This window comes from Pseudomonas sp. PS02290, assembly GCF_029960075.1.
GTDB lineage: Bacteria > Pseudomonadota > Gammaproteobacteria > Pseudomonadales > Pseudomonadaceae > Aquipseudomonas.
The window spans coordinates 12,626-27,990 of the sequence record NZ_JASCOY010000045.1 but is presented as its reverse complement, the minus strand read 5'-3'; the positions used below and the strand labels follow the sequence as shown (position 1 = coordinate 27,990).

Annotated in this window: 9 protein-coding genes and 3 pseudogenes; 6 read left to right on the top strand and 6 right to left on the bottom strand. The window is 61.7% G+C overall.

The window, feature by feature from the left end; translation table 11 throughout:
• Positions 1-48 precede the first annotated feature (48 nt).
• Entirely contained in the window at positions 49-1,035 is a 987-nt protein-coding gene (locus QMX88_RS18435) for a DUF1853 family protein (protein WP_282371750.1), read from the top strand.
• On the opposite strand, the gene QMX88_RS18430 is transcribed toward QMX88_RS18435, so the two are convergent.
• From QMX88_RS18430 to QMX88_RS18415, 4 genes are all read right to left on the bottom strand, one after another.
• Positions 998-2,281, bottom strand: coding sequence for an arsenic transporter (locus QMX88_RS18430; RefSeq protein WP_282371749.1), 1,284 nt, complete (start codon positions 2,279-2,281; stop codon positions 998-1,000). The two genes, QMX88_RS18435 and QMX88_RS18430, sit on opposite strands and share 38 nt — an antisense overlap.
• Positions 2,275-3,426, bottom strand: a complete 1,152-nt coding sequence (locus QMX88_RS18425; protein WP_282371764.1) for an MFS transporter — start codon at positions 3,424-3,426, stop codon at positions 2,275-2,277. Before QMX88_RS18425 ends, QMX88_RS18430 begins: the two co-directional genes overlap by 7 nt.
• Before the next feature lie 364 nt (positions 3,427-3,790).
• Complete coding sequence (locus QMX88_RS18420; protein WP_282371748.1) at positions 3,791-5,131, bottom strand: MFS transporter; 1,341 nt, start codon at positions 5,129-5,131, stop codon at positions 3,791-3,793.
• A 150-nt stretch (positions 5,132-5,281) separates the two neighbouring features.
• Positions 5,282-6,310: a 1-aminocyclopropane-1-carboxylate deaminase/D-cysteine desulfhydrase gene (locus QMX88_RS18415; RefSeq protein ID WP_282371747.1), complete on the bottom strand. Its 1,029-nt coding sequence runs from the start codon at positions 6,308-6,310 to the stop codon at positions 5,282-5,284.
• A 242-nt stretch (positions 6,311-6,552) separates the two neighbouring features.
• Between QMX88_RS18415 and QMX88_RS18410 the strand changes: the two are divergent.
• From QMX88_RS18410 to QMX88_RS18400, 3 genes and pseudogenes are all read left to right on the top strand, one after another.
• Positions 6,553-8,815: pseudogene (locus QMX88_RS18410) on the top strand (type VI secretion system Vgr family protein); the annotation flags it as partial.
• Positions 8,816-8,967: 152 nt separating this feature from the next.
• Positions 8,968-10,482 carry a T6SS phospholipase effector Tle1-like catalytic domain-containing protein gene (locus QMX88_RS29465; RefSeq protein ID WP_336620234.1) on the top strand — a complete coding sequence of 505 codons (1,515 nt, stop codon included), beginning with the start codon at positions 8,968-8,970 and terminating at the stop codon, positions 10,480-10,482.
• Positions 10,483-10,499: 17 nt separating this feature from the next.
• Positions 10,500-11,117, top strand: coding sequence for a DUF2931 family protein (locus QMX88_RS18400; RefSeq protein WP_282371746.1), 618 nt, complete (start codon positions 10,500-10,502; stop codon positions 11,115-11,117).
• A 95-nt stretch (positions 11,118-11,212) separates the two neighbouring features.
• Here the strand turns inward: QMX88_RS18400 and QMX88_RS18395 are convergent, their stop codons facing one another.
• Positions 11,213-13,252, bottom strand: coding sequence for an NADPH-dependent 2,4-dienoyl-CoA reductase (locus QMX88_RS18395; protein ID WP_282371745.1), 2,040 nt, complete (start codon positions 13,250-13,252; stop codon positions 11,213-11,215).
• A 285-nt stretch (positions 13,253-13,537) separates the two neighbouring features.
• On the opposite strand from QMX88_RS18395, the pseudogene QMX88_RS29770 reads away from it, so the two are divergent.
• Positions 13,538-14,011, top strand: a pseudogene (locus tag QMX88_RS29770) (MCP four helix bundle domain-containing protein); the annotation flags it as partial.
• Between the two features lie 12 nt (positions 14,012-14,023).
• A pseudogene (locus QMX88_RS18390) lies at positions 14,024-15,178 on the top strand (methyl-accepting chemotaxis protein); the annotation flags it as partial.
• A 34-nt stretch (positions 15,179-15,212) separates the two neighbouring features.
• Here the strand turns inward: QMX88_RS18390 and QMX88_RS18385 are convergent.
• Entirely contained in the window at positions 15,213-15,344 is a 132-nt protein-coding gene (locus tag QMX88_RS18385) for a hypothetical protein (RefSeq protein ID WP_282371743.1), read from the bottom strand.
• Between the last annotated feature and the right edge of the window lie 21 nt (positions 15,345-15,365).

Sequence of the window (15,365 nt, the reverse complement as noted above, 5' to 3'; positions counted from 1 at the left end):
ACGGTGGAGCGGTGGCCCCAAGCGCCCATCACCCGCTATTCTGCCTGGATGAATAACCCTTTCCCGTCCCTGAGCGCCCTGCCCCGTCAGCTGCGTACGCCCACCGTGCGTGACCTGGCGTGGGTGATTCTGTCGCCGCCCCTGCTGGCGGAAACCCGGTGGCCCCAGCGTCACCCGCTCAGCGGCAGTGACTGGGTGCAGCAGCCCGAAGCGCTTGAAGCGTTTTTAACGCAGCTGGACCAAGACGACAGCGCACTCAGCGACTGGCTGGCGAGAAGCTCGACGCGCCGGCTCGGGCTGTATTACGAGCGGCTGTGGCAATTCGCGATCCAGCACGCGCCAGGCGTCGAGCTGCTCGCGGCGAATCTGCCGATCCAGGGCGAAGGGCGCACGCTGGGCGAGCTGGACCTGCTGCTGCGGGATAAAGACGGCGTTTACCACGTCGAGCTGGCGATCAAGCTCTACCTTGGTCGGGAAGACCAGGACGGCGAAGATCCGGCGCACTGGCTCGGCCCCGGCTCCGTTGACCGGCTGGATGTGAAGCTCGCCCACCTTAATGAGCATCAACTGCCCATGTCGGCGCGCCCGGAAAGCGCAGCGATCCTCGCCGAACGCGGTGTGAACACCTTCGGCGCGTCGCTCTGGCTGGGGGGTTATCTGTTTTACCCGTGGCCAAAGACTGCATCCTCGCCGCAAGGTGCCCATCCCGAGCATCTGCGCGGGAGGTGGCTGCATCAAAAGGACTGGCCGGGTTACGCAGAAAACAGCCTGGACGGCCGCTGGCAATTGCTGCCGCGTCCGGCCTGGCTGGCACCAGCGCGCTGCGACGAGGCATGGACACCCCGCGAGTTTCAGGACTGGCTGTGTGCCCTCGACCCGCTGGCGCCGGCGCAACTGCTGGTGCGCCTGACACGCCATGCCGACGGCCACTGGGAAGAGGCCGAGCGGCTGTTTCTGGTGTCGGACCTGTGGCCGAACCAGCCGGACGCCCGCCGCGTTACAGACTCAGTCGCACCACCAGCGCCGCGAGAGTAATCAACAGCACCGGTACGGTCAGCACGATGCCGACGCGGAAGTAATAGCCCCAGCCGATGGTCACGCCCTTCTTCGCCAGCACATGCAGCCACAACAAGGTAGCAAGACTGCCGATCGGGGTAATTTTCGGGCCCAGGTCGCTGCCGATGACGTTGGCATAAATCATCGCTTCCTGCAGCACGCCGTGGGCGTGGCTTGCATCAATGGACAACAGGCCAATCAGCACCGTCGGCAGGTTGTTCATCACCGACGACAGCAGCGCCGTCAGCACGCCCGTGCCCATCGCCGCGCCCCACAAACCGTGTTCGGCAAAGCGATCGAGCCAGGTCGCGAGGTAATCGGTCAGGCCCTGATTGCGCAGGCCGTACACCACCAGGTACATGCCCAGGGAGAAAATCACGATCTGCCACGGCGCGTCTTTCAATACCTTGCGCGTCGAGATGCGGTGGCCCTTGGCAGCGATGCCCAGCAGGATCGCGGCGCACACGGCGGAGATCGCACTGATCGGAATCCCCAGCGGTTCCAGGGCAAAACAGCCCACCAGCAAAATCCCCAGCACCCACCAGCCGGTCTTGAAGGTAGCGCGGTCCTTGATGGCCGAAGACGGTTCGGCCAGTTGCGAGGCGTCGAAGGTTTTCGGGATATCGCGGCGGAAGAACAGCATCAGCACTGCCAGCGTGGCGGCGACGCTGACCAGATTGACCGGCACCATCACCGAGGCGTAGCGGTTGAAACCGATGCCGAAATAGTCGGCGGACACGATATTGACCAGGTTGGAGACCACCAGCGGCAGGCTCGCGGTGTCGGCGATGAACCCCGCCGCCATGACGAAGGCCAGGGTGGTCGCCGGCGAAAAGCGTAGCGCCAGCAGCATCGACATGACGATGGGCGTAAGGATCAACGCCGCGCCGTCGTTGGCGAACAGCGCCGACACCAGCGCGCCGAGCAGCACGATGAACGCGAACAGCCGCCGGCCCTTGCCGTTGCCCCAGCGCGCTACGTGCAGCGCGGCCCAGTTGAAGAACCCGGCCTCGTCGAGCAGCAGGCTGATGATGATCAGCGCAATGAACGTCCCGGTGGCGTTCCAGATGATGTGCCAGACCTGGGGGATGTCACTCAGGTGCACCACACCGAAAATCAGGGCGAGCACTGCGCCAAAGGTTGCACTCCAGCCGACACCAAGGCCTTTGGGTTGCCAGATCACCAGGGTGATGGTGACCAGAAAAATCGCGACGGCTATCAACATCTTTTTGAAGTTCTCGGAAGCAGGATGGCGAGGATGCCCAACAGCGGCAGGTAGGAGCACAGCCTGTAGACATAAACGATGCCGTGAAGATCCGCGAGGTGACCCAATAATGCAGCGCCGATGCCGCCGAAGCCGAACATCAGACCAAAGAAGATGCCGGCGATCATGCCGACGTTGCCCGGCACCAGCTCCTGGGCGTAGACCACGATGGCCGAAAACGCCGAGGCCAGGATGAAACCGATGATCACGCTGAGCACGCTTGTCCAGAACAGGTCGGCGTAGGGCAACGCGATGGTGAACGGCGCCACGCCCAGAATCGAGAACCAGATCACCGCCTTGCGGCCGATGCGATCACCGATCGGCCCGCCGAAGAACGTGCCCGCCGCCACCGCCGCCAGGAACATAAACAAGTGCAACTGGGAACTGGCCACGGACAGATGGAATTTGTCGATCAGGTAGAAGGTGAAGTAGCTGGTGAAGCTGGCCATGTAGAAATATTTGGAGAACACCAGCAGCGCCAGCACCACCAGCGCGCTGGTCACCCGACGCTTCGACAGTCCGTGGGTCGCCGCTTGCCCGGCCTTGATCTTGAACAGCGCCAGGTGCGCCTTGTACCAGCGGCTGATGGCGTACAGCAGGCCCACGGAAAACAGCGCCACCAGCCCGAACCAGGCGATGTGCCCCTGGCCGAACGGGATGATGATCGCCGCCGCCAGCAGCGGCCCGATGGCCGATCCGCTGTTGCCGCCCACCTGAAAGGTCGATTGCGCCAGGCCAAAGCGCCCGCCTGAGGCCAGCCGGGCGATGCGCGAGGCTTCGGGGTGGAAGGTCGACGAGCCGATGCCGATCAACCCTGCGGCGAGCAGGATCAGCGGGAAGCTGCCGACGGTCGCGAGCAGCATCACGCCGCCCAGAATGCACAACGAGCCGACCGGCAGCACCAGCGGGTTGGGATGACGGTCGGTGAAATAGCCGACCCAGGGCTGAAGCAACGACGCCGTGACCTGAAACGTCAGGGTGATCAGCCCGACCTGGGTGAAACTCAGGCCGTACGAGGCCTTCAGCATCGGGTAGATCGAAGGCAGGATCGACTGGATCAGGTCATTGAGCAGGTGCGCCAGTGCCACCGCACCGATGATGCGCATGACCAAGGGGCTTGATTGCGCTGATTGCGGGGCGGGAACGGGTTGGGTATCGGTCGCGGGCACGGTTGCAGGGCGAGTAACGGCCATCGGGTCCATCCATCGAACGTTGACGCGCCGTCGGACTCGTTACAGAACATGTCAGCGGCACAAGGGGTCGCCAATGTGCCATTTTTTGGGGCGCCGCTGCCATGTTTTGTTGCTGATTTGTGAGTGGGATAGCGTGTTGCAGTTGTTCTGGCACCCCGTTATCGTCTGGCAGGCGCACCCCTTGTGGGAGTGAGCTTGCTCACGAAGACGGCCTGCAATCTGCCGAAACTCCAGCAGATATTCCGACATCTACGCGAGCATAGAGCACCGCCCCCAGTCAAACCACCGTCTGCAATCTCCCCCGCGCCGTCAGCGAACCCTCGACCTCATGCAGCGACACTTTGGACGTCTCCGGCAGGGCCAGCCCGCCCGCCAGCGCCAGCAGCGCGATCACGATCAGGTAAAACGCCGGCGCCAGGTTGCTGCCCGTCGCGCCGATCAACCAGGTCGCCATCAGCGGCGCCGTTCCGCCGAAGATTGTGTACGCCATGTTGTAGGTGATCGCCGAAGCGGTGTAACGGGTGCGTGTCGGAAAGGTCTCCGACAACAGCGCCGCCGTGACCACTCCGCACAGGACCGCGCCAATCGCCAGCAACATCACGCCGACGATCGACGCCACAAACGAACCGGAACTGGCCATCAAAAACGACGGATACACCACCACGATCAGCAGGACACAGGTGCTGAGCACGGTCTTGCGGCGCCCGACCTTGTCGGAAAATGCCCCGGCCACCGGACAGATGGCGGCGGCGAACAGCAAGGCGATCAACGACACCAGCAGCGCGGTGGCACGACTCAGCCCGCCCGCCACCTGCAAGTAGGTCGCGAAATAGGTGGTGAACATGTAGAACGACAGCGCCGTCAGCGACACGAACGCGCCAAGGCAGCAAATCACCGCGCCGTGGTTGCGCAGGGTTTCCTTAAGGGGCGAATGAGCGACAGCATGCTCCTGCTTGACCGCCTGAAACGCAGGTGTTTCGTCCAGTTTCCAGCGCAGGTACAGCCCGACCAGCCCCAACGGCGCTGCGATCAGAAACGGCAGCCGCCAGCCCCAACTGCCCATGGCTTCGGTGCTCAGCGAGGCTTCCAGCGCGTAGGCAATGATCGCCGCCGCCGCGAACGCCGAAAAAGTCGATACCGGCACGAAGCTGCCGTACCACGCCCGCTGCGTGCGTGGCGCGTGCTCCATCAAGTAAGCGCACGCCCCCGCGTACTCGCCGCCGGCAGAAAAACCCTGGGCGCAGCGAATGAGGGTGAGCAAGACGGGCGCCATCACGCCGATTGCCGCGTAGGTCGGCAACAGACCGATGATTGTCGTCGCCCCGGCCATCAGCAGAATGGTGAACGCCAGCGTGCGTTTGCGGCCGATGCGGTCGCCCAGCATGCCGAAGAACACCCCGCCGAGGGGACGAAACGCGAAGGCCACGGCGAACACCGCGAAGGTTTTCAACAACGCCGCGCTGGCATCGCCGCTGGGGAAGAACTGCTGGGCGATGGTCGTGGCCAGAAAGCCGTACACCGCGAAGTCGAACCATTCGACGAAATTGCCGATGGCGGCCGCCACGATGACTTTTCTCAGAGTGGCAGGATCAACCTGCTCAAAGACGGGAGTGGTCATGGAAACCTCGGCGCACGTGGGAAAGATCCGATTATCGGCACAGCGCCCTGCCCGCCCGACTCCAGAAATGCCGCCGACGTACTCAGGACCGACCTGTCGGGAGGTCTGGACCGCAGGATTCGTGCCAGTACGCGAATGCGTGCCTGGGCGTCAGCGATGTGCTAGTTCAGGATCGAAAGTTCGTTTGCCCTGTAATCCCCCCGTGTGCAGGAAAATCAGCCGCGTGCCCTTGGCGACTCGGCCCGAGATCACTTCGTCGTGCAGCGCCAGCAAAGCCTTGCCGGTGTAAAGCGGCTCGAGGGGTATTCCGGATTCGGCTTGGTGACGGGCGATGAAGTCGAGCAACGCGGGGTCGGTCTTCGCGAAGCCGCCACGGCTGGCGTCGAGCAAGCGGTAACCCTGAGGTTTACAGCTGGTAGGCAAAGTGGCGTTAAGCAGCTGTTGATCACGTTCGGCCAAGGTCGCCGGTTTCGACAACGAAACCGCCCCTGTAGGAGTGAGTTTGCTCACGAAGGCTGAAAGAATGTCCTCCACATTGCCCTCAACCCCATGACCATCGGGCACCGCCATCGCGCCGATTACCTCATGCTGCCCCGCCTCCGCCAGCACCAGTCCAGCCAATGTGGTGCCAGTCCCGCACGCCAGCCACCAGCAGTCGTAATCTTCCCATCCCAAAAGGCCGAGCTGGCGGCGCGCCTGTTCGACGATTTCAACGCAGCCCACTGCCCCGTCGAGCCCGCTGCCGCCTTCAGGCACCGGATAAAGATGCGGATAACGCTCGCGCCACGGCCCCCAGAAATCCGCGTCATGCCGCGCGCGATATCCGGCGTAGCCCAGCCAGTGCAGCTCCATGCCGAACGCCCGCAGATCCAGCACCGTCGGCGTCTCGACCGCATGCCCGCGCAGCAACCCGACCGTGGCAAAACCAAAGCGCTTACCCGCCGCCGCCAGCGCATGCAGGTGATTGGAATGCGCGCCGCCCAGGCTGATAACGCCCTGTGCCCCGGCCTGTTCAGCCGCCGCCAGATGGTGCTTGAGCTTGAACCATTTATTGCCGCTGATCAGCGGATCGACAAGGTCCAGCCGCAGGATCGCCGCCTCCACGCCGGCTGCCTGGAGCCAGTCGAAACGGAGGGGTTGCAGCGGTGCACCAGGGAGTGGTGATGAGGGAGCAAACATGAAATCGGTCGGGCAATGGACGGTGCGCGAGTCTAGCACTCGTTGCGCCGGGGTCTCGGCTTGGGAGGCTGTGTAGGGGAATTCTTGATCTTCATTAGGACGCGTCCGGTTCGTGTTTTGCCTATGGAATGACGCTTTGAAAAGCCTCATCTTCGCCCGCCTCAGCCCTCTCTCATGGACGAGTTGACCCGGTTTTCTGCAGACCGGTCAGGGGCGCTTATTCCTGCCAAGGACGCTCACCCATGCTCACCGTATTGCCACCTTTCTTCGATCACAGCCGCCATAAACTTGTTGTTCATGGTTTGCCCATTGCGCTCGATGTACTTGCCTTCGACGGCGAGGAGCGGCTGAGTCAGCCATTTCTTTATCGCGTGGAATTTACTTCCGTCGAACAGGACATCGGCGCTGATCGGGTGCTGGGGAAGACCGCTCAGTTCAGCCTGCATGCGGCGGCGCATACGTTGCCGGTGGCGATTCGTGGTTTGTCGGTGCCTAAAGTTGAGGCGCTGCGGACACTGTATGGGGTGATTACCGGGTTTAAACGGCTGTCGGGTTCTGCTGACGAGGCGCGCTATGAAGTGACGCTGGAACCGCGCCTGGCGTTGCTGGCGCGGGGGCGGCAGTTTCGGATCTATCAGCATCAGTCGGTACCGCAGATTGTCGAGAGCATCTTGCGGTCACGGCACGATTTTGAGGGGCAGGATTTTCTGTTCACGTTGATGCGGGAGTATCCGACGCGTGAGCAGGTGATGCAGTACGGCGAGAGTGATCTGGCGTTTATTTCGCGGCTGTTGGCTGAGGTGGGGATCTGGTACCGCTTCACTAACGATGAGCGATTGGGGATTGCGGTCGTCGAGTTTCATGATGATCAGCGGCATTACGTTCGGCCTCGGATCAGTCTGCCGTTCAGGCCTCAGTCGGGGTTGGGCAGCAGCGGGCAGGACGGGGTCTGGGGGCTGCAGTCCAGTCATGGGGTTGTGGAGCAGAGCGTTCACTTTCGTGCTTATCACCATCGGGATGCGAGTGCGTGGCTGGATGGGGATGTGGAACAGACGCGGGGGGATTCCACGACTTATGGCGAGGCGTATCACTATGCCGAGCCTTATAAGGTGCTTGGCGACAAGCTGGATCAGGATGAGGATCTGATGGGGGAAAGCGGGTTCTTCTATGCCCGGTTGCAGCATGAGCGGTATCTGAATGATCAGACTCGCTTAAGTGGCGTGAGCAGCAGTGCTTCGTTGGGATTGGCGCAGGTGCTGGCGATTTCCGGTGGGGCGCCTCAGGCGTTTGAACCGGGGGCGGTGATTACACGATTGAAGCTGCGCGCTGCGCGGGATCGCAGTTTTGAGCTGAGTTTTGAGGCGATTCCGTATTCGGAAAGTGTGTGTTTTCGGCCGCCGTTGCTGGCCAGGCCTGAGATAGCGGGCACTGTTCCGGCGCGCGTGACCAGTTCGCTGGCCAACGATCCGTATAGCCACATCGACAGCGAAGGCCGCTACAAGGTCAGCTTTCTGTTTGACCGAGACAGCTGGAAGTTGGGTGAGGAAAGTCTCTGGCTCAGGTTGGCTCGGCCTTACGCCGGGGATACCCACGGCCTGCACCTGCCACTGATCTGCGGCACCGAAGTAGCGATTGCCTTCGAGCAGGGCGACCCGGACCGGCCCTATATCGCTCACGCCCTTCACGACAGCCGCCATCCCGATCATGTGACGCTGCTGCGCAGCGATTACAAACGCAACGTGCTGCGCACGCCAGCCAATAACAAGCTGCGCATGGAAGACGATCGCGGGAAAGAGCACATCAAGCTCAGCACCGAACACAGCGGCAAGAGCCAGCTCAATCTAGGGCATCTGGTGGATGACGAGAAGCTGAAACGCGGAGAAGGGTTTGAACTACGCACCGATGGTTGGGGTGCGATTCGGGCCGGGCGTGGGGTGTTTATCAGTGCGGATGAACAGACCAAGGCGCAGGGTAAACAGCTCGACATGAGCGCGGCGGTCGGTCGGTTGCAAAGTGCCGGCGATCGGTTGGAAACAATCTCGGCAGACGCCGCAGTCAGTCAAGCCGACCCCGCCGACGTGCAGGCGCAACTCGATCTGCTGAAACAGGACCTGGACGCGCTCAAATCCTCGGTCCTGCTGCTCAGCGCACCGGATGGTATTGCGCTGACCAGCGGCAAGCATCTGCAACTGGCCGCACTAGACAACCTGATGCTCGACGCGGGCGGCCACGCCGACATCAGCGTGGTCAAGAAACTGTTCATGGGTATAGGCCAGGGCCTGAGCCTGTTCGTTCGCAAGGTCGGCCTCAAGCTGATTTCCAACGAAGGCCCGGTGAGCATCCAGGCACAGAACAATAATCTGGAATTACTCGCTCGCCGGGGCATAAACATCACCAGCACCGAAGATGAAATTCACATCACGGCGAAGAAGCGGATCGTCCTCAATGCTGGCGGCAGCTACGTCGCCATTGAGCGGTGCAGCATCGAATCCGGCACCGCCGGCGACTATCTCATCAAAGCCGCGCACTTCGACTTCAGACCGAAAGCCGCGCAGGAGGTTGAACTGCCGGCCTTGCCACCACTGTTGGATATCCCGCCTGAACTGCACGAGTTCTGGCCCAGCTTCAGCGGCGGCAACATTCACTACGAGCGGAGCATGATCAAAAATGCTGCGCCGGTTGAACAGCCCGAGACACTTGAGGAGGAAGAAGAGGAAGAGGAAATCACCGAAGGGATCACCCTGCGCATCGGGTTGTTCTTTGATGGCACGGGGAATAACCAAAGTAATGCGACGGCGACCGCACAGTGCCGGCAATCGGATCTGGACAGCTTCAGCCGTGAAGAGCTGGAGAGCATTGCGGCGACGTGCAAGCAGTATGGGTTTGGAGAGTTTGACGGCAGTGCGTTTAACAGCGCGCCGAATAACAGTTACGGGAATGCGCCGAGTAATGTGGCGCATTTGTATGATTTGTATCCGGATAACAGCACTACTCCGCTTAAAGCAGACCAAACAATCGCCTATATCTCCACTTACATAGAAGGGATCGGCACTCGTAGTGGCGGCGAGGATGCCACTCTTTATGGGCAGGGATTGGGCCAGGGTGAAACGGGCGTTGTGGCGCGGGTGCAGCAAGCACCTAACTCAGTAAGGGGGCGTCTGCGGGAATTCATTACAAAAAACCCCAGTGTGACGATAAGCAAAATCGAGTTTGACGTGTTTGGTTTCAGCCGTGGCGCTGCTGCTGCACGACATTGCGCCAACGAAGTATTGAAGCCCGGACGCGGAATATTCAGCGAGATGCTCACAAGCGGCAGGGGCGGTCTCCCAGGAAGCTTCGATCCCGCCGCTGATGTGTGCATCAATCTGATTGGCCTGTTTGATACCGTTGCCGCGATCTCGACACCCTTGCGTGGCGATTTCAGTCCCGGCGATGACATTAATCGAGGCGTAAATCTCTACCTGCCACCCGACTGCGCGCGGCAGGTTATCCAGCTTCAAGCGCTCGACGAGTACCGCGCCGACTTTTCTCTCAACAACGTGCACCACACGCACCTCCAGATAGGCCTGCCGGGCGCCCACTCCGATGTTGGTGGGGGATATCTACCGCGCGCGCGGGAAAAACTGTGGATGACACGACCCCGCAAGGCCAGCGCTCCGACCGGTCAAAGGGTTGAATCCCATGCCGCGTGGGCCCTTGCAGAGGCGGACGCCAAGGCATTGCGCGAATCAGGCGTGGCCCGCGATGGCTACGTTGCGGTGAAAGCCTGGCCTGCAGCAACTAATTCTCGCGGCAAAGCTGAGCCGGTCATGCAGGACTACTGGATAACCGTAATCCTTGAACGCCCGGTGCATGGCGAACTGAGCCTGATTGCACTGCGTGTCATGCGTGAGATGGGGATGCGTCACGGCGTCCCGTTTAAGAGCCTGGACGGGCGGCCTGAGCTCGCAATGCCCGACGAGCTCAGGCCTATCGCCAAGCGAATCTTGCAGTGGGTGATGACGGACCGGCTCGTAAGACTCGAACCTGCGCAAGAGGCGTTGCTACGAGCGAGGTACATCCACCTGTCCGCACACTGGACCCCTGAAGGTCCCTTCTTACTCAGCAAACCGGCACCGCTGAATCGTAGGAAGGTGCATCTCAATCGTCCGCAAGAAGGTTATCCCGAATGAGGCACTTGGCGTATGCAGTGGTATTGCTGATCAGCCTGAGTGCCTGTGCAGCTAACTCTTCATTTCCAGCGAGGCCCAAGCTGCCGTATCCGGCGTGGTATGTAGGGTTGGCGGCGCCCCAAAATATGGAGGTGTGGGTGGAGACGGTTGATGTGCTGGATCAGCGCGGCCTTGCATTTTTTCGCGTGCACGGTGGCGTCGCAAGCTACACGGGTCAGCCGGATGGCTGGCACAAAGGAGGAGGCAAGTCCAAACCCATCAATAACGTCGACTTGCCAGATCAAATTTTTCTGCGCTGGCAATCCTTAGTTGAACCACAAGCCTACAAAGTTTTGATCAAAATACCCCAGTGGGTACGCTATGAAATGATCAAGCCACAGCGGGAGTTTTGTAGCTGGGATCAGGAAGTCGTCACTCTATATCGGAACACCATAAGCCTGGGCATGGCGCCCGGAGGCATCGTGAAGGTCTGGGTCGGAGCAGGGTGTTTAGAGCATAAGGAGGTCGGCCGCTTTCAGGCTGAAGTCGAGCCGCTCGGTCCCTACCGTGGCGCAAGCAAAGGCAAGTACATCCCGCTCGAACCGGAGAACAAAGCTTACGTAGAACAGCACGGCATTCCCTATGGGAGTTGGTAACCGCCCCCAACCGCCAGAGCCCCCACAGCCCCTGGCGGCACGCGACCCAACCCGCCAAATCCACCAGCACCATCACCCGCCAGAACCAACCCCCCTTACAACCCCGCCGCCAACCGCGACCCCTGATCAATCGCCCGCTTGGCATCCAGTTCAGTCGCGACATCCGCCCCGCCAATCAGATGCACGCTCTGCCCCGCCGCCTTTAGCCCGTCATACAGTTCACGCAGCGGATCCTGCCCGGCGCAGATCACCACGTTGTCCACCGGCAGCAGTTTCTCCTCGCCCTCTGCCCCAATCCGAATGTGCAGACCCGCATCGTCAATCTTCAAATATTCCACGCTGTTGAGCATCTGCACCTGTTTGTTCTTAAGCCCCGTGCGATGAATCCAGCCTGTGGTCTTGCCCAGGCCATCGCCGACTTTCGTGGCCTTGCGCTGCAGCAGGAACACCTGACGGGCCGGTGCATGGGGATGGGGCTTGATCCCGGCCACGCCACCCCGCGCTTGCAGTCGGGTGTCGATGCCCCACTCATCCCAGAACGCGTCGCGATCCAGGCTGGTGTAGACGCCCTGGTGCACAAGGTATTCCGACACGTCGAAGCCGATGCCGCCCGCGCCAATCACGGCGACGGACTTGCCCACCGGCTTGCGGCCGAGGATCACGTCGAGGTAGCTCAGCACCTTGGGGTTGTCGACGCCGGGGATGGCGGGCGTTCGCGGCGCGATACCGGTGGCCAGAATCACTTCGTCATAGCCCTTGCCGAGCAGGTCATTGGCCGTGACGCGGGTGTTCAGGCGCAGGTCGACGCCGGTGGTTTGCAGCTTGCGGCTGAAATAGCGCAGGGTCTCGAAGAACTCTTCCTTGCCCGGAATGCGCTTGGCGATGTTGAACTGCCCGCCGATTTCGCTGGCCGAGTCGAACAACGTCACTTCATGCCCGCGCTGGGCCGCGACGGTTGCGGCAGCGAGGCCCGCAGGACCGGCGCCGATCACGGCGATTTTGCGGACCTGGGTGACCGGCAGGTAATTGAGCTCGGTTTCATGGCAGGCGCGGGGGTTGACCAGGCAGCTGGTGAGCTTGCCGCCGAAGGTGTGGTCGAGACATGCCTGGTTGCAGCCGATACAGGTATTGATCTCGTCGCTGCGCCCCGCCGCGGCCTTGTTGACGAATTCGGGGTCGGCGAGAAACGGACGCGCCATGGAGACCATGTCGGCGTCACCTTCGGCGAGTATCTGCTCGGCAACCTCGGGGGTATTGATGCGGTTGGTGGTGATCAGCGGGATCGACACCGAGCCGCGCATTTTCGCCGTCACTTTGGCGAAGGCAGCGCGCGGGACTTTGGTGGCGATGGTCGGAATCCGCGCTTCGTGCCAGCCAATGCCTGTGTTGATCAGCGTGGCCCCCGAACGCTCGATGGCCTGGGCCAGTTGCACCACTTCTTCCCAGGTACTGCCGCCCTCGATGAGGTCGAGCATCGACAGGCGATAAATGATGATGAAATTCGGGCCGACGGCTTCACGCACGCGCCGCACGATCTCCACCGGCAGGCGCATGCGGTTTTCGTAGCTGCCGCCCCAACGGTCGCTGCGATGGTTGGTGTGGGCAACGAGAAACTGGTTAATGAAATAACCTTCGGAGCCCATGATCTCGACGCCGTCGTATTCGGCGGTCTGCGCCAGGGTCGCGCAGGTGACGAAATCCTGAATCTGCTTCTCGATGCCCTCTTCGTCGAGCTCTTTGGGTGTGAAGGGGTTGATCGGCGCCTGGATCGCGCTCGGTGCGACTTGCTTGGGGCTGTAGGCGTAGCGGCCGGCGTGAAGGATCTGCATGCAAATTTTGCCGCCAGCCTCATGCACGGCTTTAGTGACGACACGATGGTTGGCCGCCTCTTCCGGCGTCGACAGCTTGGCCGCCCCCGAATACACCCCGCCTTCAGCGTTCGGTGCGATACCGCCGGTGACCATCAGGCCGACCCCGCCCCGTGCGCGCTCGGCGAAATATACCGCCATGCGCTCGAACCCGCCCGGCTTCTCTTCAAGCCCGGTGTGCATCGAACCCATCAGGGTGCGGTTGCGCAACGTAGTGAAACCCAGGTCCAGGGGAGCGAGCAAATGCGGGTAGTGGGGGGCGGCCATAAAAACTCCATCGAGCATCATCACGGGGCGCGAGCGCTCTGCGGCGCTCGTCGAATCAGTCAGGGCCTTGGACGAGCGCCTTGTACATGGCGCAAACAGTAAACAGCCGCCCGGCCATGCTCAATGACTGGAAGTGACAAATCAATGATCAAGCGGTGCACCTCATCGTTCATCGGGCCAGCCTCCAGATTCGGCCTTCGGCGCCGATAGCCCCACAACGACCTTGCCGCACCGCCTCGATGGCTGAGCAGTGTCCTTTTTCTCAATACCTCGGCAGGACGACCAATGAGCTGGATCAATGATGCAAAAATTTCGACCAAGTTGGTCGCAGCCTTTGTGCTGTGCGCCTTCATCACCTTGGGTGTGGGTGTGCTCGGAAGCCGTGGCGTGTCGGACCTGTCGGATAGCCTGAAGCTGGTGTTCAGCAACAACCTGGTGTCCGTCGCAAAAACCGGCCAGGCCAAAACCAACGCCGTAGGGCAAAGCCGCGATCTCTATCGGTTATATACGGCGACGGCCGCCGGCATGCCCCAGGGCGTGAAGGACGAAGTGATTGCATCGATCAACGCCAACCAGCAGCAAAGCGAGAAAGCCTTCGCCGAATACCGCAAGACCCCGCTGGCCGACGATGAGCGCGCGGCGGGCGACCAGATGGAAAAAGACTGGCCGGCCTACCAGGCACTGGTCCAGAAATACGTCGGCCTCATGAAAGCCGGCGACCTTGATAACGGCCGTGCCTTGTTGTTTGGCGATCTGCAGGCGGCGTTCCGCGTGGTGCTCGATGAATTGACCGTTATGGTTGAGTCCAATAACCGGCAGATCGGCGAAGGCGCCGAGGATGCCGCCCGCATGGAGTCCTCCGCCAAGACCTCGCTGTACATCGGCATCGCTATTGCCTTTCTGGCGGCGATCTTGCTGGGTATGTTCATCAGTCGCCTGATCAGCCGTCCTCTCGCCTATGCGGTCACGAGCGCGCGGAGCATTGCCGGCGGTGATCTGACTCAACAGATTGTCAGCACCGGCCGTGATGAAGCCGGGCAATTGTTGACGGCGCTGGGCGAGATGCAGGGCAGCCTGAAAAGCACCATTCAGCAGATCGCCGATGCGTCCAGTCAACTGGCCTCTGCCGCAGAAGAGCTGACCGCCGTCAGCGATAACGGCAGCCGAGGGTTGGTCCGCCAGAACGACGAGATCCAGCAGGCCGCGACCGCCGTCACGGAAATGACTTCCGCTGTGGAAGAAGTGGCGCGCAACGCCGTGTCGACTTCCGACGCGTCGAGGACTACCAGCAAACAGGCCAGCGAGGGCCGCGACCAGGCCCGTGGCGCGGTCGAAGCCATCAACAGCGCGACCACCGAAATCGCCACCTCGACCAACATGGTCCGCGACCTCGCCGTGCAGGTCCGGGACATCGGCAAAGTGCTGGACGTGATTCGCGGCATCGCCGAACAGACCAACCTGCTGGCCTTGAACGCCGCCATCGAAGCCGCCCGTGCCGGTGAGCAGGGCCGGGGCTTTGCCGTGGTCGCCGACGAAGTCCGGGCCTTGGCCGCGCGCACCCAGGCCTCGACCGGTGAAATCGAAGGCATGATCAACAGCGTCCAGGCCAGCGCCGACCAGGCGGTCGGGGCGATGGGCAAAAGCCAGTCGCTGGTGACCGACACCCAGGCCCTGGCCCAGGCAACGGGCCGCGCCCTGGAGCAGATCGCCGACGGCATCGCCCAGATCAACGAACGCAACATGGTCATCGCCACCGCATCCGAGGAGCAGGCGAATGTCGCGCGCGAGGTGGACCGCAATCTGGTGAACATCCAGGATCTGTCTACCCAGACGGCGGCCGGTGCGCACCAGACCAACGCGTCGACTCAGGACCTTTCCCGCCTGGCGGTTTCGTTCAACACGCTGGTCAGCCGCTTCCGCCTGTAAACGCGCTGCCCGTGATGCCTGCAAATCGCCGGCATCACGGTTGATTCATACAGCGCAGGCGGCCGCCGACGCCGCCTCGCTTCAATTCCTTCGCCGAATGGCCGCCCTGGTCGTTGGCAAACCTTCTCCAAATCGCCGTTTTGCCGTAGCCTTCCGGCAACGTCATGGCGCCCCGCGCGCCTTCTTC